Source organism: Pseudoxanthomonas winnipegensis, from assembly GCF_004283755.1.
GTDB lineage: Bacteria > Pseudomonadota > Gammaproteobacteria > Xanthomonadales > Xanthomonadaceae > Pseudoxanthomonas_A > Pseudoxanthomonas_A winnipegensis.
Genome location: NZ_SHMH01000002.1, coordinates 420,560 through 443,648 on the forward strand (window position 1 = coordinate 420,560; position 23,089 = coordinate 443,648).

The window sequence follows — 23,089 nt, forward strand, 5'->3', positions numbered from 1 at the left end:
CGATCTTCGCAAGCTGCATTGCAGCATCGCGCGATGCGCGCGCGGTGGTTCGATTCGGTGGGCTTATCGAGGTCGCCAGGCGGGAGGGCGCCTCGCGTGCCGCGAGCGTCGCCGGCAAAAGGGAGGTATGGCGCCGCGCGTGGGGCGCGTGGCCAGACCGGCTGCCCGGCTGCTCGGTTGCGGAAGGGTTGATCTGCCTTACGCGTCTTGCGCTCTTGGCCACAATTGCGGTCAGCGGTGGGCGCGGTACGCGCACGCAAGCCCGGTTCGCCGGCAGTAAGTGCGCCGCGTGGACGACCGCCGCCAGCGTCGGCAGCCAACAATTCGAGTCCCGAGCTCAGCGCGAAAGAGGACGCGACGCGAAACTGCGCGTGAGCACGCCCTTGCGATCGCGCCGCTCGCCGCGGTCTGCGGACGAACCGCGCCGCGGCGGCCGCTTCCTCACCACAGTCGCATCCCGACAGGGTTGATCGCTCGGCCATCGGCGCCGGGATCGGCGAGCACAAGGCGATCCAGGTCAGGCCGGCGCCGCACCTTTGGCCCAGCGCACGGTCAGACAGTCACCCGTCGCTGGCAACCCGCGACGCGATGACTTCCATCGCCGTCACGCGGGCGTGGTCATGCTTATCGACGCGCACCCGGATCGTGCGCGTCGACGCGCCGCGCACCCGTTCGAGCACGCCGGAGGACGGCTCGGCGGCATGGAGAAACTTAAGCGGTATGACGCCGGCTCAGTGCGCTGCACCGGCCGCCTGATGCAGCGTGTCGAGCACCTCGCGCAGCCGCCCGACCTCGATCTGGCCCGGTGCCGAGGCGGTGCCGATCATGCCGAAGGTCATGGCCTGGCCGAAGGTCTCGCCGGACAGGCGCGAGACCACGCCCACCGGGCCCATCGACATGGTCAGCAGCGGCCGGTCGCTGCTCTGGCGCAGCTGCCAGGTGGCATCGAGCAGCTTGAGCACATCGCCGGGGTTCTGCGGCATCACCGCGATCTTCAGCACGTCCGCGCCGAGGGCCTGCTGCTGGCGCAGGCGGGCGACGATCTCGGCCGTGTCCGGCGTGGCGTGGAAGTCGTGGTTGGACATCACCACGTAGGCGCCGGCCGCGTGCGCGGCGGCGACGATGGCCTGGACCACCGCGCGGTCGCGGAACATCTCCACGTCGTACAGGTCGGCGGCATGGGCCTTGATCAGCGCCGCATAGAGCTTGCCGTAGTCGGCATCGGCGATCGCGGTGGCGCCGCCCTCGGCCTTGGTGCGGAAGGTCAGGATCACCGGCTTGCCGCCCGCCGCCGCGGCGATCTGCGGGGCCAGCTTGACCAGCGCCTTGGCGTCGCTGGCGATGTCCAGGTAGTCGACGCGCCACTCGACCACGTCGGTGTCGGCATTGGCGCCGATGCGCTGGGCCTGGGCCAGCTGCTCGGCCGCGGTCTTGCCGGTGATCGGCACGATGGTCTTCGGCGCGCCCTGGCCGATCTGCACGCCCTTGACGGCGATGATGCGGACGGCGGGCGGGGTGGACGCGTTGGTCATGTCGGCGGCATTGGCGGCGATGGCGGCGCCGGCCATCAGGGTAAGGGCCAGCAGCATGCGGGCGGCTAGGGTAGTACGGCGGAGCTTCATCTCAAGTCCCTCCCGGGAGCGATGGCGTGCGGTGCGGCGTCTTTCAGAAGGTGATCTTGGCCTGCAGACCGACGGCCAAGGCGTTGTCGGTCTGCGCGTAGGAGAAGGTGCCGGGGTTGGTGATGTACTGCACATCCGGGCGCAGCATCAGCCACGGATTGACCTGGAAGCTGTAGGACAGCTCGTACAGCTCCTCGGCGCCGCTAAGCGCGAACAGCGGCGAATCGGCCGGCACGCCGGCGGTGGTCAGCGCGGCGCGGCGCGCATCCAGCAGGCGATGGTTGATGTCCGAGCCGACGTAGCCCAGCGCGATGCGGTCCTTGCTGCGCGCGCCCACGCCCTGCCATACCCCGCCGATGGCGTACCAGCGCTTGAGCTGGGCGGTGTCGCTGTCGGAGACCATGTACTCGGCGAAGGCGTTCAGGCCGATGCTCGCGTCGCTGCCCGGCGTGTAGAGCTTCTGCTCGGCCAGCACGTAGGCGCCGTCGCGGCCGGTGACGCTGCTGGTGTCCAGGCCCTTCTTGGGCACGCGCGAGGAGTCGTAATAGCCGCCGAACTTGTACACGCCCGGATACAGCGTGCCGGCGCCCGGCTTCCAGGTCAGCTCGACCGGGAACAGCGAGCCGGTGGTGCCCTCGACGAAGGGCCGGAACGCGTTGCGCTCGATGTTGCCGCCCAGGTTGGGATTGACCTGGAACCAGCCGGCGCGCAGGTTCACCGAGGACGTCAACTGCTCGGCGAACTCGCCGCCCCAGCGCGCGGTCGGGTAGTTGTACCAGCCGCTGTTGCCGCTCATGGCCAGCGGGTGCGCGCAGAAGGCGGCGTTGACGAAGCTGGTGCCGGCGCTGAGCAGGCCGAACTGGTTGCCCATCGCGTAGAAGCCCAGCTTGAAGTACGAGCGGCCGGCGTTGAAGGTCTGGTCGTAGCTGAGCTCGGACAGGCGCGTGTACTGGCCGCCGTAGGCTTCCTGGATCGGGAAGCGGTTGCCTACCAGGTCGGCCGAGGTGCTGCGGCCGCGGCGGTCGTTGAGGGTGAAGCGGAAGGTGCCGCCGTCCCAGCCGGCCAGCTTGCCCATGTCCAGATCGAAGCCCACGCGCACCTGCTGCGCGTAGCGCGCGCCGGTGTCCAGGCCGCCATCGACCACGCCCATCGCCTCGCCGACATAGTCGCCGCGCAGGCTGATGCCCTTGTCCACCAGCGCGGCGCGCTCGCCGTTCCAGCCGCCGGTCATGGTGGTCGCATCGAAGCGGTCCTGCGCCTGGGCCAGCAGCGGCGTGGCCAGCAGGGCGAGCGCCAGCGGCGTCAGGGCGCGGGGGAAGGGGCGGGAGACGTACGACATGGGGGGATTACCGGTGAATGCGAAGGAATTACGGGTGCGGCGGTCGGGCAGGGACTTCAGCGCGCCACGGCGCGCGGCGCGGACAGGGGCGAGGTGGCCCCGTCCACGGCGGTCACGGTCGCCGTGACGCCGGCGACATCGGCGGCGGCCGGCACGGCGAAGGAGAAGCGCGCCTGGCCCTGGGCGTCGGTGGTCACCAGGGCATCGCCCAGGTAGCGGGCCGCCTCGGTGTCGCTGGCGCGCGGGTTGCCGAAGACTTCCACGCGCTGGACGGTGTTGGCCGTGCCATGCAGCTGGCCCTGGATCTGCAGGGTGGCGCCGCTGCGGCGGGCCTGTTCGACCACCGGCGCGGCCAGGCCGTCGTTGGGCGCGGGCTGGCAGTGGTCGGTGACGCGCGCGCTGCAGATCTTGGCCAGCTTGGCGGGATCGCTCTCCACGCCGCCGCCGCGCGAGCCGACGAAGTCGGCATGTTCCAGCCCCGGCACGCCGAACACGATCGCGCCGCGCGCCTGGCCCGGCACGCAGGCGCCGCCGGCCTGGCAGCGCTCGATCTTCAGCCCGTTGCCGAAGATCGCGTTGCCGGTAATCCGGTTGGGCCGCGAGACCGGCTGCGGGCGCAGCGCCACGCCGATGCCGTTGCCGGTGATGGTGTTGCCGTCGACCACGTTGTCGCGGCCGGTCAGGCTGACGCCGATGGAATTGCCGGTGAAGGTGTTGGCGGCGATGGTGTTGCGGTTGCCCCAGTTGATCTGCAGGCCGTCGGAGTAGTCCTCGAAGCGGTTGCGCAGCACCAGGTTGTCGTTGCCCCACAGGATCTCGATGCCCTGGGAAGGCTCGGGATTGGCGTCGGTGGAGCGGAACAGGTTGTCGGCCACCAGGTTCCAGGCCGCGCCGCGGGTCAGCTCCAGGCCATCGCCGTTGTCGATGAATTCGTTGCGTACCACGCGGTTGTGCACGGTGGTCGTCGGCGTGGACTGGCCGTTGCCGTCGTCGCCGGTCAGCATCACCCCGGCGCCGCCCTTGTTGGCGACGATGCGATTGTCGTGCAGCCAGTTGTCGTGGCTGCGGTTAATCAGCACGCCGATGCAGAAGTTGCGCACTTCCAGCCCGGCCAGCTCGACCCCTTGCGTGTCGCGCAGGACCAAGCCCGGCAGGGTCGTGGTGCGCACATTGGTGCCGTACTGGCCCGGCACCGCGCCCGGGCAGGCCTGGGTGCCGGTGCCGGTGACGTAGGCGGCGCCGTCGATGGCCACGTATTGGCCGGACTGCGCGAAGGGCAGGCCGACGATGGCCACCGGGCCCTTGATCTCCGGCAGGGGCGCGCGCGGCTTGATCACATAGGGCGCGGCGCCGACCGCGGCGATCTCGATCCGGTAGGTGCCGGGAGCGGCGTTGGCGGTGGTGATGGCCCAGCGCAGCGAGCCCGGGGCCTCGTCATCGTCGTAGCGGTCCACCTTCAGCACCTGGCGCGGGGCCGGATCGGGCTCGGCCTGATGGCCGGCGGCCAGCAGCGGCAGGCAGGCCAGCAGGCCGCTGGCGACAAGGAGGACGGGGCGCATCTGGATCTCCGGCGGTACAGGGGTGTCTGCGCGGGCCGCGCAGCATGCCGCAAGGGCGGGGTGCGCGTGATGCCGCGGCAACGGCCGCCGTCGATCCGGCACCCGTGAGGACAGGTGCACACGCTAGTTTTATCGCAGTGCAGCATTCAAGTTCGATATTCGCTTGATGGTGCGAATATCGGACTATCGGGCTACTACCTTGGTCCAATGGCCGGGCCTCGCGCGCAGGGAATTTTCTCTGATTGAGGGCTTGTGGCGTTCTCGGCTTCGGATGGGCAGCGGTCCGGCGGGCGGGGGCCGCTTATCCCTCAATCAGGGCATCCTGCCCTGATTCGGGCGCTCGGCTTCCTGCCTCGCTAGGCGCGGCCCCCGCCCGCCGGCCCGCTGCCGCGCGCGTCCAGTCACGAGGCTTCGGCTTGCGCGGTCGTTCGAACCCCTAGCCCATGCGCAGAGCGCGATCAGTGACGGGAGGGCTTCAACTTGAGGCCCCCTCCCTTGCGCGCAGCGCAGGGGAGGGATGGGGAGGGGTCGGGGGCTTTACCGAGAAAGCCAACGAAGCAAGAGCAAAAGCACCCCACCCCGGCCCTCCCCTTCGCCTGCGGCGAAAGGGAGGGGGCAGAGCGCTCGCTCGGTGTCTTTGAATCGAAAGAAGTCTCGATCTACCCGCCGCAGTGCCTCGACCCGGCCGGGCGCGCGGAGAGCGGGCCAAGGATGGCCCGCGGCGGCGAGTCCGCCAGGGATGGCGGACCGAGCCGAGGAGCCGTGCCCGGCCGGGTCGAGGCTGGCTGGCGAAGCCCGCGCGCAGGCCTCGCTCTGATGCCATCACCTGATTCGTATCCCCGCACTCCTGCGAGAACAAAAAACGCCGCCCGGCGGAGCCAGGCGGCGTCGAGATCGGCACTGGCAGCCGCGGGCTAGTAGCGTGCGTCGAAGGCGAAGATCGGCTTGCGCTGCTGCCACTGGCCGCGGGTGAAGTCCGGGAAGTCCAGCGTCTGGAAGCCCTGCGCGATGGACTGCTCGGACAGCGGGGTGATCGCGCTCCAGGTCACCGCATCGAAGATGTCGATCGGCATCGGCGCCTGGGCCTTGAGCGCCTCGACGAAAGCGTGCATGACGAACCAGTCCATGCCGCCATGGCCCGCCCCGGCGGCATCGCCGGCGTACTGCTTCCACAGCGGATGTTCGTACTGGTCCTGGTAGGCCTTGAAGTCCTCCCACTCGTGCGGCGGGCTGCGGCCCTCGATATGGACGCCGTGGTTGAGGTCCATCCACAGCCCCTTGGTGCCCTGCACGCGGAAGCCCAGCGAGTACGGGCGCGGCAGCGAGGTGTCGTGCTGCAGCAGGATGGTCTCGCCGTTGGCGCAGGCCAGGGTGGTGGTGACCACATCGCCCAGCTTGAAGGTGACCTTGGTGCTGGGATGCGTGGTGCCGCCGCTCTTCTCCACCGTGTAGTCGTGCAGGCCGCGCGCCTTGGTGGCGAAGGCGTTGATGCGGGTGAAGCGGTTGCCGCGGTTGATGCCGGTGTACATCGCGCACGGGCCGATGCCGTGGCTGGGGTAGAGATCGCCATTGCGCTCGACCGAATGCTCGGTGCGCCAGCGCGCCTCCGACCAGCCCTTGGGGCCAAACTCCACGCCGCTGTCGTAGGGGTGGGCGGGATTGCCGTCGTTGAACTTCACCCCGCGCAGGTCGTGCTGGTAGCCGCCCTGCAGGTGGATCAGCTCGCCGAACAGGCCGGCGCGCACCATCTGCAGGGCCGCCATCACATCGCGCCGGTAGCACACGTTCTCCAGCAGCATGTACGGCGTGCCGGTGCGCAGCTGGGTCTCCAGCACGTCCCAGTGGTCCTGCAGGGTGATGCCGGCGACCACCTCGCAGCCCACCGCCACCTTGGCCTGCATCGCGCCGATGGCCATCGGCGCGTGCCATTCCCACGGCGTGGCGATGATGACCCCGTCCAGCCCGCGCGTCTCGAGCAGGCGCTTCCACGCGTTCACATCGCCGTCGGCGCCGTACAGCTTCGGCGCCGGCTTGCCGGCCTTGGCGACCATCGCCTGGGCCTGTCCGAGCATGATCGGCTCGATGTCGCACAGCGCCACCACGTCCACATCGTCGCGGCGCAGCAGCTCGGTCAGATGCACCTGGCCGCGCATGCCCGTGCCGATCACGCCCATGCGCAGCCGCCGGCCGCGCGCCCAGGCGGGGGTGGCCGACAACAGGCTGGTGGCCGCCAGCAGGCCGCCTGCGGCGATGAAGTCTCTGCGGTTCATGGATGCGGTGTCCTCTTCATTGGAATGCGATGAGCCGGCACGGCGCGCCGGCGCGTTGAAACGGTGCCACGTGTTGCTCGGCTTCCGCCCCTGCCTTTCGCCGTAGGCGAAGGGGAGGAGGGGAGCGGTTGCTCTACCACTACGCGCGCGGAGACAACCCCTCCCCGCCTCCCCCCGCTTCGCAAGGGGAGGGGCCCACGCCGGTCAGAACTTGTACCCCGCCTGCAGGCTGACCACCCGCCCATAGATGCTGGCGTAGTCGCTGGAGTCGCCCAGGAAGCTGTTGGGATCGTAGAAGGGCTTGCGGTCGAACAGGTTCTTCAGCGTCAGCCCCACGTTCCAGTGTGCGTCCGGGCGCCAGGCCACGCTGAGGTTGGCCGTCCACCACGACGGCGCGCCGTCGCACTTGCTCTTCTCCAGCGGCAGGTAGCCGGCGGTGCAGGTATCGGCATTGTTGTCCTGAGCGTCGATCCGGTCCCAGCCCCACTTGGTGCCGCCGGTGTAGTTGAAGAACAGGCTGGTGGTGAAGGCCCGGTAGGTCCAGTCGGCGTTGAGCGTGGCGCGCAGGCGTGGGTTGTTGTAGTAGCCCACGGTGTTGCCGTAGTACCAGCGGTACTCCTCGTCGATGTAGCTCTCGCTGCGGCGCGCGATGGTGGCGGCCAGGCCCAGGTTCAACTTGCCCCAGGCCCCGAGCGAGAACTGGCTGCGCGCATCGATGTCGAAGCCGTCGATCAGCGTCTTGCCCTGGTTCTTGTACTGGCCCACCACGGCGGACACGTTGCCCACGCTGTAGCCGGGCAACGTGCCGGGGCAGGCCACGCCGGCGCTGGGGTCGGCGCACATGGCCGCCAGCTGCGCCAGGTTGGCGCGGTCGGCGTCGGTGATCGGCGAGCGGGTCATCGACAGGATGTCGGTCTGCTTGCTGTAGTCCGGCGCCACGATCTCGTTGCGGCGATAGACGAACCAGTAGTCGGCCGACACCGACAGCCAGCGCACGGGCTCGAACACGAAGCCCAGCGTGGCGATCTTGGCCTTCTCCGGCTGCAGGTTCTTGTTGGGCTGGGTCATGCGCGCCACGGTGCGGCTGCAGTCGCTGTTGAGCAGCGCATTGCCCAGGTCCACATCGCCGGCGCGCCGCGACTGCAGCAGCAGGTTGGCGATCGCGTTGGTCTCGGCGCAGCGGGTCTCGTCGCGGTAGCCGCCGAGCTGGGCGAACACGCCGCCGGTGCCGGCCTCGGCCAGGCTGGGCGCGCGGAAGCCCTCGGAGTAGGTGCCGCGCAGCATCAGCTGCGGCAGCGCCTGGTACTTCAGGCCGATCTTCGGCGCCAGGTTGGTGTCGAAGTTGGGGTACTTGTCCGCGCGTAACGCCGCGTCCAATTCCAGCTTCTCGGTCAGCGGGGCCACGGTCTCGGCGAACAGCGCATAGGTGTTGCGCGCCCCGTCGAACCACGAGCCGCCCTGCTGGGTGATCAGGCCATTGGCCGCGTCCGGGTTGCCCGGGGTGTAGAAGGTCTCGCGGGTGGCGTTGAAGCCGAACGCCGCGCGCATCTCGCCGGCCGGCAGCTGCGCGATCGGTCCTTCGATCTTGCCGTCCAGGGTATGCAGGCGCGTCCAGGACTGGATGTCGAAGGTCGGGAACGCCTCGCGGATCAGCGCCGCGTTGGCCTCACTGATCTCGCCGAACTTGTACGCCGGATGGTCGGAGATGATCACACGCCCGGTGCCCGGCTCTACGGTGAACGGGCCGAAGGCCTTCTCGAAGCCCTTCAGGTTGACGTTGACGGTCTGGTAGGTGACCGAGTGGCTGCCGGCGGTGGCGAAGGCCGTCTCCCAGTTCCATTGCCCCAGCTGGCCGCGCAGGCCGGTGACCACGCGATAGCTCTTGTCGGTGTTGCGCTGGCCGAAGTAGTCATCGCCGGCGTCCTGCAGCAGGTACTGCAGGCCGACCACGCCGCCCATCATCGCCTTCAGCGCCGGGCTGGCGCGGTTGTATTCGTTGTTCGGCCCCAGATACGGATACAGGAACTGGTTGACCGTGGTGCCGGTATTGCGCGAGAACCAGCTGGTCGGATTGCCGGTGGTGGTGTTGAACGCGCGCGGTGTGCCGCCGTTGGCGCGCAGGTCGATGTCGGTGTAGGTGCCCTCGGCGAAGGCCTCGGTGGTGTCGCCGACCAGGAAGTGGCTGTTGAGGTAGACCGTGGTGCGCTCGGACTGCGCGCCGCCATCGATCTCGTTGTTCATCCAGGTCTGCCAGATGCAGCGCGGGCCGGCGGCCTCGGCGGTGAGCACGTTGTTGCAGCCCGGCGCGGCCTCCTGCACCTTCTTGCCGGTGACCGGGTCGAAGGCGAAGTAGCTGCCCGGATTGAACTCGCCGGGCTTGCTGCCGGTGCCCAGGCGCAGGTTCTTCAGGTAGTTGGGATTGTTGACGTAGTACTGCGCCGGGCGCTTGTCGTAGACATCGCTCAGCGGGATCGCATCGCGCTTGTAGTAGTTGACCGAGCCGTAGACGTTGTAGCGGTCGCGGTCCAGGTCGCCGAAGCCGCCGGTGATGCTGGCCTGGTGCTCGCCGTAGGAGTCGATGCGCGAGGAGCTGTCGGTGGTCAGGTTGATCTCGGCGCCCTGGTAGTCGCGCTTGGTGATCACGTTGATCACGCCGGCGATCGCGTCGGTGCCGTACACGGCCGAGGCACCGTCGGTGAGCACTTCCATGCGTTCGATCGCCGCGGCCGGAATGGCGTCGATGTTGACGAACTGGGTCTGGAAGCCGGCCGGCGCGCCGTAGTAGGACAGGCGGCGGCCGTTGAGCAGCACCAGCGTGCCCTGCGCGCCCAGGCCGCGCAGGTTGGCCTGCGAGGCGCCGTCGGAGCCTGAGAACAGCGAGCGGAAGTCCTGCTGCGCCGGCCGCGCCGCCGGCAGGTTGTCGAGCACCTGCAGCAGCGTGCGCGCGCCCATGTTCTCGATCTCCTGCTTGCTGATGACCTGCACCGGCGAGGCGGTTTCCACATCGGTGCGCTTGATGTTGGAACCGGTGACCTGGATGCGGGCCAGGTCGGTGGCCTGCTGGTCCTTGGCCTGCTCGCCGTCCTGGTCGGTGGTGTCCTGGGCGGCGGCGGGCAGGGCGAGGGCCAGCAGCACGCTGGCCAGGGCCAGCGACAGCGGGGAACGGGAGCGGGGGCGGAACGGGCGTGCGGGCAACATCGAGGGTCTCTCCTGGCAGATAACGGCGCTTGGGTGGCGGTGCGCCGGACAAAGCGATCCCAGGGCCGCGGCCTTGCGGTCGCGGCTGGAAGGGCGGGGCAGAGCGGTGTTACGCGGGGGTCATGGGCGCAGGACGCTGGCGGTGTCGCCCTCCTGGCCGATCAGCACGGCATTGGCCCAGTCGGCGCAGACCTGGGACGGGGAGGCGCCGGTCGCACCGGTGGTGCGCAGGCTCAGGGTCGACAGGCCGCGGATGTCCAGCTCGGGCTTGACCACGCCCGGCGCCTGGACCAGCCCGCTGTCGTAGAGCAGGCGGCCGTCGCCGAACACCTGGAACTGCAGCCCACCGGCCTGGCGACAGGCATCGTCGATGCCCAGGTCGGCGCGCAGCAGGCGCCACTGGCCCTTGAGCGCCAGGTCGATGCGGCTGTCGGGGCCCACGCCCAGCCCGCGGCGGAATAGCAGGCCGTTCATGCGCAGCTCGCCGCCGCGCAGCGCGCGGTCGGGCATGACCCGGCCGGCCAGCGCCGCCGGCAGCGGCAGCTCGGACAGGAAGCGCTGCTGGGCGGGGCGCTCGGGCTCGACGTGTTCGAGGATATGGAAGGTGGACAGCGTGATCGGCCCGACATCGCGCGGCTGCAGCGCATCGATGGCGCGCGCGCCGCCGCCACCCTGGGCGGCCAGCACCATCGGATCGGTGCTTGATGCGCCGTCGCCCTCCGGGTTCTGCACGCTGAGCACGCGGAAGCGCAGCAGGCGCCCGGCGTGGGCGGGGAAGTCGATGTGCTGGGTGCCCTGCGCCAGCTTGAGCGTGCCGCGCGCGACCGGTGCGCCCCACTCGCCGTTGCTGTCGGCCAGGTAGACCTCGTAGTCGCGCACCTGGCCGTGCTTCCAGTTGGCGTCGTTGCGCGGGGCCAGTTCGATGCCGTCGATCAGCTTGCGCTCGCCGAAGCCGACCACCCACTCGTGCGCGCCGGTGCGCACGGCCTGGTTGCGCACGGTGCGGAACCAGGTGCCGGGGTCGTCGTCGAAGGCGTTCTCCAGCGGCTGCCCGGGCTCCTCGGCCGGTCGGTTGACGACCAGCAGGCTGTCGGCGGGCAGCGCGCGGCCCAGCTCCGGCGCGGCCGGGTAGGCATCGTCGGCCGGCGCGGGCGCGACGGGGAAGTCCAGCTCCAGCGCCAGCGGCGTGCGGATATCCACCGTCGCGGTGCGCACGTGCAGCGTGCCGCGACGCTCGCCGGCGTCGAAGGACCAGCCTTCGGTCGCGCGCTCCAGCGCGGCGGCATCGGCCACTTGCGGCAGCGCGCGGCCGTCCAGCCGCACGGCGCGCGGCGCCTGCCGGCTGGACACGCGCAAGGCGTAGCGGCGCTGCGCCAGCTGGCCCTGGTACTGGCCCTGCACCGCGCCGAGCTCCACCCGCACCGGGCCGGCGCCCTGCTCCGGAGCGTGCACGACGACGTCCTGCGTGCTCGATTCGCCCTGCTGGTAGCGGCGCGTGCTGCCGTCGTCCTCGTACAGCGTGTACTGCGAGTCGCCCTGCGGATACAGGTCGAAGGTCACCTCGTCCAGCGGCTTCTGCCCGTCGAACAGCATCTCCGGATACATCGGCACGATCGCCCCGGCGCGCACGAACACCGGCAGCGTGGCCAGATCGACCTGGCGGTCCAGCTGGCGCCCCTGCGCGCCGGCCTGCACGCGGCGGCCGTCCCAGTAGTCGATCCAGGTGCCGGCCGGCAGGTGGATGTCGCGGCGCCAGCCGCGGCTGGCGGCCTGGCTGAGGTAGACCGGCGCGATCAGCAGGTCGCGGCCGAGCAGGAACTGGTGCTTGTAGGTCTCATCGTGCGCATGCGGGTCGCCGGGGAAGTCCCACATCAGCCCGCGCACCGGCGGCGCGCCGGTCTGCGCCGCCTCGTGCACCAGTCCGTACATGTATGGCGTCAGGCGCATCTTCAGCTTGAGCGCGGCGCGGTTGATGCTGCGATAGGGCTCGTCGAACCACCATGGGTGCTTGCGGTCGTTGGCCGACCAGCCGGACATGCCCATCAGCACCGGCGTGAACGCCTTCCACTGCAGGTCGCGGGTATAGGTCTCGGCGCTGCCGCCGAAGATCCCGTCCACATCGCCGGTGGCGTAGGCTAGCCCCGACAGCCCCGAGCCGATCAGCGTGGGGATATGCCAGGCGATGTAGTCCCAGCTGCCGCTCTGGTCGCCCGTCCAGGCCACCGCGTAGCGCTGGATGCCGGCCCAGCCCATCACCGTCCACAGGAACGGGCGCGAGTCGGAGTTGTCCAGGATGCCGTCGTAGGCCGCGCGGTTGGCATCCATGGCGAACTGATAGCCCTTGCCGGTCCAGGCCACGTCCAGCTTCTGCACCCGGCTGCCGGCGGTGCCGACCTCCCAGGCGATCTTGTCCACGCCGTTCTCAGTCCACAGGCCGGTCTTGAACCCGTACTTGGCCAGCCCCTGCACGACCTGCGGCAGCTGGGTATAGCCGCAGCCGTAGCCGTCGTTGGGCAGGATCCAGCCGCCGGGCATGTCGTGCGCGCGGTACTGGCGCGCCACCGTGTCGATCACGTCGGGCGTGGTGCCGGTGGGGCCGTCGTGCCAGCCGTCGGGCACGGTGCCGGGCTTCTTGGCGTTGTCGCCATCGTTGTAGCAATCGGCATCGCCGTAGGACAGCGCCCAGCGCGCCAGCATGGTGGGCCGGCCGGTGAGCCGGGTGTAGCGCTCCACCAGCTGCGGCAGGCCGGCACCGACGAAGTAATAGGCGTCGAAGCGGTCCTCGCGATGCAGCAGCGTGGCCTGGTCGGGCTGGCGCAGGTCGTAGTCGCCGTCGCGCCAGGTGTTGCGCAACATGCCCCAGCCGCGGTCGCTGAGCAGCATCGGCGCCGGGCTGGGCCGGTCGCCGTCCTCCCAGCCGCCGGAGTAGGAGATCTCCAGCTCGCGGCCCTTGAACTGGTAGCGCCCGTTCTGCTGGCCGCCGCCGTAGAAGCCTTCGTCCGGCTGCGAGGACAGCACCTGCACGCTGCGGTCCTGGCCCAGGTCCAGCGGCTGCAGCTCCTGCCACAGCGACACCGCCCGGCCCTGGTCCAGCCGCTCCAGGCGCAGGCGTAAGGGCGCGCGCTGCACGTGCAGCACCAGCGCATCGGTGCGCACGCGCAGCTCCTGGGCGTCTTCCTCCAGGCGCGCCTGCGCGGCGGTGGCCGGCTGCGGCAGCACGATCGGCGTCGCCTTGTCGCCGGCGCCGGTGAGCCTGCCGTCGCGCCCGGCCTGCACGCGCACGATGTCGGCGGCGACCACCTCGATGCGCATCACCCCGCCGTTGTCGGTGCGCAGCAGCCAGGCGTGCTCGCCCTGCGCGCTGACCGACCGCACATTGCCGATCGACATGGCCCCGGCCGCACCGGAGGCCAGCAGCAGCGCTGACAGGAGGGTGGCACGCAGCGGCGATCGCGGGGCTCGGACTTGCACCTGGAAGGCTCCGTTTGCCGGTTCAACCGACGTGCGAATTGCAGTTCGTCGCCGACTGTACGGCAGCATTTCGAAAGGTGTCAACGAAATGAAAGGCAAAAGCAACTAAGCGCGTGCTGAAAAGAAAGATTAGCCGGCGGGATTGTTTCGCTTTGCTGGTGCCTCACCGCGTTGAGCCGCCCTCCGCTGGCTCGATTGATGCGCTGGAGCAGCGACGACCTGCCTACGGCGCGGTGCATGCAATGGCGAACCTTTTCATTTTCTTTCGTTATTTGACATTTCGAAAGGAAGACGGGATGTTGCGCCGGCCCAACTGGATGCTTGCATGGACCTGATTCCGCTTTCCGATGCCCCCGCCTGGCAGCGCCTGGGAGGCGCGCACACGGCAGCCGAGATCGCCCAGCAGCCGGCGCTGTGGGAGGCGCTGGCCCAGACCCTCGCCCAGACCTGGCCGCAGGTGCAGGCCTTCCTGGGCGATGCGCTGACCGACCCGCGGCAGCGCGTGCTGTTCACCGGCGCCGGCAGCTCGGGCTTCATCGCCGAGATGGTGGCCGACACGATCAACGCGCAGTGGCCGGCCGAAGTACGGGCCCTGCACACCACCAACCTGCTGACCCATCCGGCGCTGTACCTGCAGCGCGACCGGCCGACCCTGCTGGTGTCCTTCGGCCGCAGTGGGTCCAGCCCGGAGAGCGTGGCGGCGGTCGAACTGGTGCGCGCCAGCGTGGACCAGGCGCGCTTCCTCGACATCACCTGCAATGCCCAGGGCGAGCTGGCGCGGCGCGGCGCCGGGCGGGTCGACACCTTCACCCTGCTGATGCCGCGGGCCAGCTGCGATCAGGCCTTCGCCATGACCAGCAGCCTGACCTGCATGCTGCTGGCGGCGCTGGCGGTGTTCGACCGCGGCGATGGGGACACGCGCGGCGCGCGCCTGCACCAGGTGGCCGCGCTGGCGCGCCAGGGCCTGGCGCAGTGGGACGCGCCGGTGGCGGCGCTGGCCGCGCGCCCGTTCGAGCGGGTGATCTATCTGGCCAGCGGGCCGCTGGAGGCGCTGGCGCGCGAGGCCGCGCTGAAGGTGCTCGAACTCTCCGCCGGGCGCGTGCTGGCGCTGGCCAACACGCCGCTGGGCTTCCGCCACGGCCCCAAGTCCACGCTGGATGCGCGCACCCTGGTGATCGTGCTGCGCAGCGTGCAGCCGCTGGCGCGCCGCTACGAGCAGGACCTGCTGGCCGAACTGCGCCGCGACGGCGTGGCCGGCCAGGTGCTGGCGATCGGCCCGCACGCCGACATCGGGGCCGACGACGACCTCACCCTGACCGTGCCGGCGACCACGCCGGCGCTGGACGATGCGTGGCTGGCGCCGGTGTGGCTGGGCCTGGCCCAGCTCTACGCGCTGCGGCGCTCGGCGGCGCTGGGGCTGACCCCGGACAATCCCTTCCCCGACGGCACCGTCAACCGCGTCGTGCAGGGCGTCACCATCCACCATGGCTGACGCATCGCCCGCCTGCTACGGCATCGACATCGGCGGCACCAAGATCGAACTGGTGGCCTGCGATGCGGCCGCGCAGGTGCGCTGGCGCCAGCGCGTGGCCACGCCGCAGGGCGACTATGCCGGCTTCCTCGCCGCGGTCGCCGCGCTGGTGGAGCAGGCCGATGCCGCGCTGGGCCAGGCGACCAGCGCCATCGGCATCGCCCTGCCGGGCGTGCGCGAGCGCGGCAGCGGCCGCCAGCTCAGCGCCAACGTGCCGGCGCTGACCGGGCAGACCGTCGCCGCCGACCTGCGCGCGCGGCTGGCGCGGCCGCTGGCCTTCGGCAACGACCTGCAGTGCTTCGCCCTGTCCGAGGCCCACGGCGGCGCCGCGCAGGGCTATCCGAGCATGTTCGGCGCCATCCTCGGCACCGGCGCAGGCGGCGGCTACTGCGTGGACGGGCGGCTGATCACCGGCTTCAACGGCCTGGCCGGCGAATGGGGCCACTGGAGCGTCCCCGGCCACCTGCTGCAGCGCCATGGCCTGCCGCTGCTGCCCTGTGGCTGCGGCCTGCAGGGCTGCGTGGAGCGCTATGTCTCCGGCAGCGGCCTGGCCGCGCTGGAACGCCATCTGGGCGGTACCGCGCCCGACGCGGCCGCAGTGATCGCGCTGGCCGAGGCGGGCGATGCGCGTGCCCGCCACGCGCTGGAGATCCATCGCGATCTGCTCGGCCACAGTCTGGCCGCGCTGGTGCTGGCCCTGGATCCGCACGTGATCGTGCTGGGCGGCGGGCTGTCGCAACACGCACCGCTGTATGCGCAGCTGCCCGATGCGGTGGCCGCGCACCTGTTCGCCGGCGCGCAGGTGCCGCCGATCGTGCCGCCGCGTTTCGGCGATGCCGGCGGCGCGCGCGGCGCGGCCCTGCTGGCCTGCCAGCCGGGCCTGTCCTCGAGTCCCCAGGAGCACGCCATGTCCTCGTCGCAGTCCTCGCTTCCCGGCCGTCGCGCCGGCGACGCGTCCGGCTAAGCTGCCGAACCCTTCCGGCACCCCGCGATGGCCACGCGCAACACCCGCTCCCGCCGCCAGCAGATCCTGCAGGCCCTGATCGAGCAGGGCGGCGTGCAGGTGGGCGCGCTGGTCGAGCGCTTCGGCGTCTCGGCGGTGACCATCCGCGCCGACCTCAATCACTTCCAGGCCCAGGGGCTGGCCACGCGCACGCACGGCGGCGCCAGCCTGGTGCGCACGCCGCCGCAGGAGCGCGACATCCATGAGAAGGACACGCTCAACCTGCCGCTGAAGGATTCCATCGGCCTGCGCGCCGCGCAGCTGGTCAGGCCCGGCGACAACATCATCATCGACTCCGGCTCGACCACCATGACCCTGGCGCGCCACCTGCACGGCCATCGCGACGTGTCGGTGATGACCAACGGCCTGAACATCGCCTGGGAACTGGCCACCGCGCCCGGCGTCAACGTGCTGCTCTCCGGCGGCCAGCTGCGCAAGCAGTCGCTGTCGCTGCAGGGCAACCAGGCCGAGCTGAGCCTCAACGCCTACAGCTTCGACACCCTGTTCCTCGGCGTGGACGGCCTGGACCTGCAGTTCGGCCTGACCACCCACGACGCCTCCGAGGCCCGCCTCAACCAGCGCATGGTCGAACACGCCCGCCGCGTGGTCGTGCTGACCGACGCCTCCAAGTTCGGCAAGGTCAGCCTGCACCGCATCGCCAAACTGGAGCAGGTGCACACCATCATCACCGACGCCGGCATCGACGCCGCCACGCGGGAGGGGCTGCAGCGGATGGGGGTTGAGGTGATCATTGCAGAGCCGGAGGGCGGTTGATTCGGCTCGATGATCAGGCCGCCCGAGTCGCCGGTGCGTCGGCGCAGCGTCTGACGCGCATAGCGCTATGCATGGGTGCCGCGTCCGCCGTGCGTACCCGGCGACTGCGAATGCCGGATTGATGTGCGCCACGCAAGCCCTTGTCGCGTGATGAGTTTTTCCTGTTGAAGCCCCCGGCAGCAGAACAGCAGACTCGCCGAATATTCCCCATTGTGGGGTCGAATGGCAGTTAGGCCTTCTTCGAGGCTGCGATGAACCCCGACGATCTCAAGGACCTCTCTTCCTTCTTCAGTGAGTTACAGCAGGAAACCGACCGCGGTCTTCCGCTAGTTGCTGCCGCGCTGATTGACGAGAAGCTACTAGAGACACTCCAGTCATTCCTTTGCCCTGGAAAATCAGCAGATCGGCTGCTAATTGATCCAAACGCTCCACTCGGCACATTCTCGGCCAGGATCAACGCTTGCGCTTCACTCGGGCTCATAGATGAATTTGAGTATCGCGAGATCACCCTGATCAGGCGCATCCGTAATCTGTTCGCACATTCGCGGCACGGACTCACTTTCAGCGATGAGAAGGTGGTTGGTCTATGCAGCAGTCTTGAGTCACCCCTGCCTTCCGGAGAGATATATGCAGCAGCCGGGGGGCGATTTCGCTTCATCAATGCGACGGTTTCGCTCTCGCTTCGGCTGTTCTATCGTGCGAGATGGGTTGCCCTAGAGCGCCGCGAAGCCAAGACGTGGGTTAAACCCGATGAGGTAGGCTGGCGGTCGTTTGAGACTGAGCAACCGCAGGAAGGTGCTCAATTCATCGCACTTGGTCTTTCGGGTCTGCGGGTTGGCGAGCGGAAGACCTAACAGTTAATTCAAGCCGACGCCGCTTCGCGGTGCGGCGTAATTCAGTCGTTAGGCAGCACAAGAGAAATGCAATGCCAGACATCATTGAAATTTCAAAAATTTTCGGCGCGGGCGGAACAATTTTAGCCGCTGTCATTGGATTGATTGTCTGGCTGCGCCCGATAAAAATAGTTCCCGGCATTCACCTCATCTTGGATGGTTCTGGCCCAGACGAGATAAGCGCGACCATAACCAATAAAAGCAGCAAGCCAATTTACGTCATAAGCTGTGTCTCAAAAGGCACCTATCCGCTGCGATACACGCTTATGCGGCATCTTCGCCAACCCTTTATGTCCCCTCGCTTCTATTCGGTGATCCGATTTGGTGGGCCTATTCATGAGCTTCTCTCTGGCGGGCCCATCAAGATTGAACCTCAGCAACCCATTGAGCTCAACCATCGGCTAGGTTCTCACTGGTTATCCAAGTTCCACAACGGCCAATTTTTGATCGAGGTTCAACTGTCAAATGGGCGCAAGTTTCGAAGCAGCCGAAAAAGTGTTCCGGCGCGATGGCGGCTGCAACGTGCCGCCTAACAATTCATTCAAGCCGGAGCCGCTTCGCAGCTCGGCTTAATTCAGGCGCTAGCACTCATAGGGGGATTTATGGCTATCAAGAATGAGAAAGAGCTTGGCGAGGCACTGAAGAACGAGCAGGACACCATCGAGATTGAGGGTGATTTGTCGCGGAAAGTCATGAAGATCAAGGCTACAGGCAAGGTTGCTTGGGCAGTCGCAATTGGCGCCATTGGCATAGCTGTAATATTGGCCTTGGGCTCCGGTGGCACGACTGCACCCTTTAGTGGTGCTGTTGGCATCGGCGCTGTCTCTGTCCTTGGTCTGCCTGCGGCTCTCTCGGCTGTAGCTATAGCAGTAGCGGCACGCGGTGTGGGTGCGCTTAACTCCTTAAGGCGGTACAAGATTGTTCGCCAAGAAGGGAGCAAGCTGGTACTGAGTCGTCGGTGACGCTCGTGAGTAATTTTGTTCCCGGCCCACCTGACTTTTTCTACTGCCGTCGTTGCAAGTACACGTTCAGTCGCGAAGTACCACTCAGGAAAACGGGGTCAGAGTGTAGTCTTGGTCCGTTGAGATTTGGGCTTGACTACAAGCTGTAGCTTCTTTGCATGTACTGCTTGAGCGAGACGCGCTCGGCTCCCGTAAGCAGACATGGTCAGCTCCACTTGAATCGCATCCCATAGCGTCGTCTGCGACGGGATGCGAGGGCGATCACTCCCCCCGCGCCCGGGCAAACGCCGCAGCCAGCGCGTTGTCTGCCGGTGGTGCGGTGGGCTTGGGCGGCCGTGCGTTGCCGCCGCCGTGGCGCGGGCCGCCACGTGCGTTGTCGCGCGCACTGCGGTCCTCGCGCGGGCCGCTGGTCGGGGCGCCGGGGACGTCGTCCAGGCGGCGGGTCAGGGCGATGCGCTTGCGGGCCACGTCCACCTCGAGCACCTTGACCTTGACGATGTCGCCGGCCTTGACCACCTCGCGCGGGTCCTTGACGTAGGTGTCGGACAGGGCGGAGATGTGGACCAGGCCGTCCTGGTGCACGCCGATGTCCACGAACGCGCCGAAGGCGGCCACGTTGCTCACCACGCCTTCCAGGATCATGCCTTCGCGCAGGTCCTTGATGTCCTCCACGCCCTCGGCGAAGCGCGCGGCCTTGAACTCCGGGCGCGGGTCGCGGCCGGGCTTCTCCAGCTCCTTGAGGATGTCGCGCACGGTGGGCACGCCGAAGGTCTCATCGGTCAGGCGTTCGGCCTTGAGCCCGCGCAGGAAGGCGGTGTCGCCGATGATCTGCTTGATGGTCTTGCCGTCGGCCTGGGCCAGGATGCGCTCGACCACCGGGTAGGCCTCCGGGTGCACCGCGGAGGCGTCCAGCGGCTGCTCGCCGTCGCTGATGCGCAGGAAGCCGGCGCACTGCTCGAAGGTCTTCTCGCCCAGGCGCGGCACCTTCAGCAGCGCCTTGCGGGTGGGGTAGGGGCCGTGCTGGTCGCGGTAGACCACGATGTTCTCGGCCACGGCCTGGGACAGGCCCGACACGCGCGTGAGCAGCGCGGCCGAGGCGGTGTTGACGTCCACGCCGACCGCGTTGACGCAGTCTTCGACCTTCGCATCCAGGGCGCGCGCCAGGCGGAACTGGTCCACGTCGTGCTGATACTGGCCCACGCCGATGGCCTTGGGTTCGATCTTCACCAGCTCGGCCAGCGGATCCTGCAGGCGACGGGCGATGGACACCGCGCCGCGCAGCGACACGTCCAGGTTGGGGAATTCCTTGGCCGCGGTTTCCGAAGCCGAATACACCGAGGCGCCGGCCTCGCTGACCACGATCTTCTGCAGCTTGGGGTTGTTGCAGGCCTTGATGACCTCGCCGGCCAGCTTGTCGGTCTCGCGGCTGGCGGTGCCGTTGCCGATGGCGATCAGCGCCACGTCGTGCTGCTGGCACAGGCGCTTGAGCGTCTGCAGCGACTGCTCCCACTGGCGCTTGGGTTCGTGCGGGTAGATGGTGTCGGTGGCCACCAGCTTGCCGGTGGCATCGACCACGGCGACCTTGCAGCCGGTGCGGATGCCCGGGTCCAGGCCAAGCACGGTCTTGGGCCCGGCCGGGGCGGCCAGCAGCAGGTCCTTGAGGTTGTCGCCAAACACTTCGATGGCCTCGCCTTCGGCCTTCTCGCGCGCCTGGTTGAACAGGTCCAGCATCAGATGCAGGTGCAGCTTGGCGCGCCAGGTCAGGCGGCAGGCCTGCGCCAGCCAGGCGTCGGCCGGGCGGCCGCGGTGGTCGATGCCCGCCGCGCGCGCGATGCGGCCTTCGGCGTAGGCGTTGCCGGCCTCGACGTCAGCGCCGGGCTCCAGGTCGAGCTGGATGAACTCCTCGCGGCGCGCGCGGAACAGGGCCAGCAGGCGATGCGAGGGAATCCTGGCCAGCGCCTCGCTGTGGTCGAAGTAGTCGCGGTACTTGGCGCCGGCGTCTTCCTTGCCTTCCACCACGCGGGCGCGGATCACCCCGTTGTCCTGCAGCCAGGTACGCAGTTCGCCCAGCAGCGCGGCGTCCTCGCCCCAGCGCTCCATCAGGATGGCGCGCGCGCCCTCCAGCGCGGCCTTGGCGTCGGCCACGCCCTTGTCGGCATCGACGAAGCCGGCGGCGAAGTCCTCCGGTACGCGCGTGGGGTCGGCCAGCAGGCCGTCGGCCAGCGGCTCCAGGCCGGCCTCGCGCGCGATCTGCGCGCGGGTGCGGCGCTTGGGCTTGTAGGGCAGGTAGAGGTCTTCCAGGCGCGACTTGCTGTCGGCGGCGAGCAGTTCGTTACGCAGTTCGTCGGTCAGCTTGCCCTGCTCGTCGATGCTGGCCAGGATCGAGGCGCGGCGGTCTTCCAGCTCGCGCAGGTAGACCAGGCGCGTTTCCAGTGTGCGTAGCTGGGTGTCGTCCAGCCCGCCGGTGACTTCCTTGCGGTAGCGCGCGATGAACGGGACCGTGGCGCCTTCGTCCAGCAGGGCGATGGCGGCCTGCGCCTGCGCGGCCTGCGCGCCGATCTCGTCGGCGATGGTCTGGGCGATCTGGCGCGCGAGCGCCGCGGAGAGTGCTGCCATTGCGTGGTTCAACCGGGACTACAGGGCCGGCGATTGTGGCGTCCTGCGTGCGCCAGTCCAAGCGGTTGACTTTCACCGCGCATGTCCAAATTGCGGTTTGACGCGATGCCGAGCCGCTGCTAGAAGAACTAAGGGCCGTGGATCGCCGGCCGGCTCGGAAGTACCACCCCTGACAGGACGTCACCATGATCCCCGATCCAGAGCAGTTGGCAGAACAACACGCGCGCGAATTCGCAGGCCCGCAGGATCGGATGCTGCGCCAGGCCGGTCGCGCGCTGGAGGCCGTCGTCCAGCAGTTGCCCGAGGCCGAGCAGATCGCCTTCGCCGACCGCTACATGGCGCGGCTGACCCAGCTGACCCTCGCGCAGTCCTCGTCCGCTCGCCCAGCCGAGGCCACGACGCGTCGATCGCCGGAGGCGGCGGGATTACCGGGTGATGCGAATCCGCGAACCCGACGGTCGGGCGTCCGGCGGTTGGTGCCGGTGCTGCTGGTCGTCGTCGCGGTGATCCTGGTCCTGCTGATCAGCGGCATCGGCGCGCGGTAGCTGCTGCCGCGCGGGCCGGGCCGCACACCGGCTCAGGCGTGCCGGCGGTTGGGCAGGAAGGCGGCCACGATGCCCAGCAGCGGCAGGAACGAGATCACCTGGTAGACCCAGAAGATGCTGGTGTGGTCGGCCAGCACGCCCAGCACCGCCGCGCCCAGCCCGCCCATGCCGAAGGCGAAGCCGAAGAACAGCCCGGACACCGTGCCGATGCGGGTCGGCATCAGCTCCTGCGCATAGACCAGGATCGCCGAGAACGCCGAGGACAGCACGAAGCCGATGATCACCGTCAGCACCGTGGTCCAGCCCAGGCTGGCGTAGGGCAGCAGCAGCGCGAACGGCGCCACGCCCAGGATCGAGGCCCAGATCACTGGCTTGCGGCCGATGCGGTCGCCCACCGGCCCGCCGATCAGCGTGCCCGCCGCCGAGGCCAGCAGGAAGCCGAACAGATGCAGCTGCGCGCTGGGCACGGACAGGTGGAACTTCTGGATCAGGAAGAAGGTGTAGTAGCTGCTGATGCCGGCGATGTAGAAGTACTTGCTGAAGATCAGCACCAGCAGCACGCCGATCACCCAGGCCACCGTGCGCCGCGGCAGCGGCGCAATGCCCGCCGGCGCCGCCGCCTTGGGCCTGGCCGCGCTGCGCGCCAGCTGCAGGCCGTACCAGCGCCCGACATAGGTCAGCAGGCCCATGCCGATCAGCGCCGCACCGGCGAACCAGGCCACGCTGGTGCGCCCGTTGGGCACGATCACCGCCGCGGCGATCAGCGGGCCGATGGCCGTGCCGGTATTGCCGCCGACCTGGAACACCGACTGCGACAGCCCATGCCGCCCGCCCGAGGCCAGCCGCGCGATGCGCGAGGACTCGGGATGGAACACCGCCGAGCCGATGCCCACCAGCATCGCCGCGCACAGCACCATGACGAAGTTGGGCGCATAGGCCAACAGCAACAGGCCGCACAGCGTCGAACCCATGCCCATCGGCAGCGAGTATGGCGCCGGCTTGCGGTCGGTGCGCAGGCCGATCAGCGGCTGGAACAGCGAGGCGGTGAGCTGATAGGTCAGGGTGATCAGGCCGACCTGGGCGAAGCTGAGCTGGAACTGGCCCTTGAGGATCGGATACAGCGCCAGGATCAGCGACTGCATCATGTCGTTGACCAGGTGCGAGCCGGTCAGCGCGGCGAGCACGCCCACCGCGACCGGGCCGCGCGCGGGCGCTGACGTGGCGGGCTGGGCGGGCAGGGGCGCGGTGGTGGTCGACATGACGGCGGCACGGTCCGGGACGGGCAGGGGGCGCATGGTAAAGTCGC

At 69.0% G+C, this 23,089-nt stretch carries 14 protein-coding genes and 1 pseudogene; 7 read left to right on the forward strand and 8 right to left on the reverse strand.

Translation table 11 applies throughout. From position 1 onward, the window contains the following. Positions 1-731: 731 nt before the first annotated feature. The 6 genes from aroD to EAT51_RS05305 all read right to left on the reverse strand — a co-directional run bounded on the left by aroD (position 732) and on the right by EAT51_RS05305 (position 13,378). Entirely contained in the window at positions 732-1,589 is an 858-nt protein-coding gene (gene aroD, locus EAT51_RS05280; RefSeq protein WP_228257819.1) for a type I 3-dehydroquinate dehydratase, read from the reverse strand. Between the two features lie 76 nt (positions 1,590-1,665). After that, on the reverse strand, positions 1,666-2,961 hold the full coding sequence (locus EAT51_RS05285; protein ID WP_130514784.1) for a carbohydrate porin: 1,296 nt from the start codon (positions 2,959-2,961) through the stop codon (positions 1,666-1,668). Positions 2,962-3,017: 56 nt separating this feature from the next. Beyond that, positions 3,018-4,520, reverse strand: coding sequence for a NosD domain-containing protein (locus tag EAT51_RS05290; protein ID WP_205953459.1), 1,503 nt, complete (start codon positions 4,518-4,520; stop codon positions 3,018-3,020). Positions 4,521-5,434: 914 nt separating this feature from the next. Further along, positions 5,435-6,790 (reverse strand): Gfo/Idh/MocA family protein, encoded by a 1,356-nt coding sequence (locus EAT51_RS05295; RefSeq protein WP_130514786.1) that lies wholly within the window; start codon positions 6,788-6,790, stop codon positions 5,435-5,437. Positions 6,791-6,994: 204 nt separating this feature from the next. Continuing rightward, positions 6,995-9,988: a TonB-dependent receptor domain-containing protein gene (locus tag EAT51_RS05300; protein ID WP_130561375.1), complete on the reverse strand. Its 2,994-nt coding sequence runs from the start codon at positions 9,986-9,988 to the stop codon at positions 6,995-6,997. Positions 9,989-10,108: 120 nt separating this feature from the next. Then, positions 10,109-13,378, reverse strand: coding sequence for a TIM-barrel domain-containing protein (locus EAT51_RS05305; protein WP_235872342.1), 3,270 nt, complete (start codon positions 13,376-13,378; stop codon positions 10,109-10,111). 406 nt (positions 13,379-13,784) lie between these two features. Between EAT51_RS05305 and EAT51_RS05310 the strand changes: the two genes are divergently transcribed. The 6 genes and pseudogenes from EAT51_RS05310 to EAT51_RS05335 all read left to right on the forward strand — a co-directional run bounded on the left by EAT51_RS05310 (position 13,785) and on the right by EAT51_RS05335 (position 18,622). Further along, positions 13,785-14,951: an SIS domain-containing protein gene (locus EAT51_RS05310; RefSeq protein ID WP_130514792.1), complete on the forward strand. Its 1,167-nt coding sequence runs from the start codon at positions 13,785-13,787 to the stop codon at positions 14,949-14,951. After that, positions 14,944-15,876, forward strand: a pseudogene (locus EAT51_RS05315) (ROK family protein); the annotation flags it as partial. The gene EAT51_RS05310 and the pseudogene EAT51_RS05315, both read left to right, overlap by 8 nt. A gap of 105 nt (positions 15,877-15,981) precedes the next feature. Next, the gene (locus EAT51_RS05320; protein WP_130514796.1) at positions 15,982-16,767 is read left to right on the forward strand and encodes a DeoR family transcriptional regulator; all 786 of its coding nucleotides are present in this window, start codon (positions 15,982-15,984) and stop codon (positions 16,765-16,767) included. 251 nt (positions 16,768-17,018) lie between these two features. Further along, positions 17,019-17,621, forward strand: a complete 603-nt coding sequence (locus tag EAT51_RS05325; RefSeq protein ID WP_130514798.1) for a transcriptional regulator — start codon at positions 17,019-17,021, stop codon at positions 17,619-17,621. Positions 17,622-17,692: 71 nt separating this feature from the next. Further along, positions 17,693-18,193, forward strand: coding sequence for a hypothetical protein (locus EAT51_RS05330; protein ID WP_130514800.1), 501 nt, complete (start codon positions 17,693-17,695; stop codon positions 18,191-18,193). Positions 18,194-18,262: 69 nt separating this feature from the next. After that, on the forward strand, positions 18,263-18,622 hold the full coding sequence (locus tag EAT51_RS05335) for a hypothetical protein (protein ID WP_130514802.1): 360 nt from the start codon (positions 18,263-18,265) through the stop codon (positions 18,620-18,622). A 261-nt stretch (positions 18,623-18,883) separates the two neighbouring features. Here the strand turns inward: EAT51_RS05335 and EAT51_RS05340 are convergent, their stop codons facing one another. Then, a complete protein-coding gene (locus EAT51_RS05340) occupies positions 18,884-21,238 on the reverse strand; it encodes a Tex family protein (RefSeq protein ID WP_130561376.1) in 2,355 nt (784 codons plus the stop codon). Positions 21,239-21,423: 185 nt separating this feature from the next. On the opposite strand from EAT51_RS05340, the gene EAT51_RS05345 reads away from it, so the two are divergent. Continuing rightward, positions 21,424-21,783, forward strand: coding sequence for a hypothetical protein (locus EAT51_RS05345; protein WP_130561377.1), 360 nt, complete (start codon positions 21,424-21,426; stop codon positions 21,781-21,783). Positions 21,784-21,815: 32 nt separating this feature from the next. Here the strand turns inward: EAT51_RS05345 and EAT51_RS05350 are convergent, their stop codons facing one another. Next, the gene (locus tag EAT51_RS05350; RefSeq protein ID WP_130514808.1) at positions 21,816-23,042 is read right to left on the reverse strand and encodes an MFS transporter; all 1,227 of its coding nucleotides are present in this window, start codon (positions 23,040-23,042) and stop codon (positions 21,816-21,818) included. Between the last annotated feature and the right edge of the window lie 47 nt (positions 23,043-23,089).

What these genes read in the sequence shown, in the direction of transcription:
- aroD (WP_228257819.1), bottom strand. Translation starts at nt 1,589, where the DNA reads ATGCTGCTGGCCCTTACCCTGATGGCCGGCGCCGCCATCGCCGCCAAT.
- EAT51_RS05285 (WP_130514784.1), bottom strand. Translation starts at nt 2,961, where the DNA reads ATGTCGTACGTCTCCCGCCCCTTCCCCCGCGCCCTGACGCCGCTGGCG.
- EAT51_RS05290 (WP_205953459.1), bottom strand. Translation starts at nt 4,520, where the DNA reads ATGCGCCCCGTCCTCCTTGTCGCCAGCGGCCTGCTGGCCTGCCTGCCG.
- EAT51_RS05295 (WP_130514786.1), bottom strand. Translation starts at nt 6,790, where the DNA reads ATGAACCGCAGAGACTTCATCGCCGCAGGCGGCCTGCTGGCGGCCACC.
- EAT51_RS05300 (WP_130561375.1), bottom strand. Translation starts at nt 9,988, where the DNA reads ATGTTGCCCGCACGCCCGTTCCGCCCCCGCTCCCGTTCCCCGCTGTCG.
- EAT51_RS05305 (WP_235872342.1), bottom strand. Translation starts at nt 13,378, where the DNA reads ATGTCGATCGGCAATGTGCGGTCGGTCAGCGCGCAGGGCGAGCACGCC.
- EAT51_RS05310 (WP_130514792.1), top strand. Translation starts at nt 13,785, where the DNA reads ATGGACCTGATTCCGCTTTCCGATGCCCCCGCCTGGCAGCGCCTGGGA.
- EAT51_RS05320 (WP_130514796.1), top strand. Translation starts at nt 15,982, where the DNA reads ATGGCCACGCGCAACACCCGCTCCCGCCGCCAGCAGATCCTGCAGGCC.
- EAT51_RS05325 (WP_130514798.1), top strand. Translation starts at nt 17,019, where the DNA reads ATGAACCCCGACGATCTCAAGGACCTCTCTTCCTTCTTCAGTGAGTTA.
- EAT51_RS05330 (WP_130514800.1), top strand. Translation starts at nt 17,693, where the DNA reads ATGCCAGACATCATTGAAATTTCAAAAATTTTCGGCGCGGGCGGAACA.
- EAT51_RS05335 (WP_130514802.1), top strand. Translation starts at nt 18,263, where the DNA reads ATGGCTATCAAGAATGAGAAAGAGCTTGGCGAGGCACTGAAGAACGAG.
- EAT51_RS05340 (WP_130561376.1), bottom strand. Translation starts at nt 21,238, where the DNA reads ATGGCAGCACTCTCCGCGGCGCTCGCGCGCCAGATCGCCCAGACCATC.
- EAT51_RS05345 (WP_130561377.1), top strand. Translation starts at nt 21,424, where the DNA reads ATGATCCCCGATCCAGAGCAGTTGGCAGAACAACACGCGCGCGAATTC.
- EAT51_RS05350 (WP_130514808.1), bottom strand. Translation starts at nt 23,042, where the DNA reads ATGTCGACCACCACCGCGCCCCTGCCCGCCCAGCCCGCCACGTCAGCG.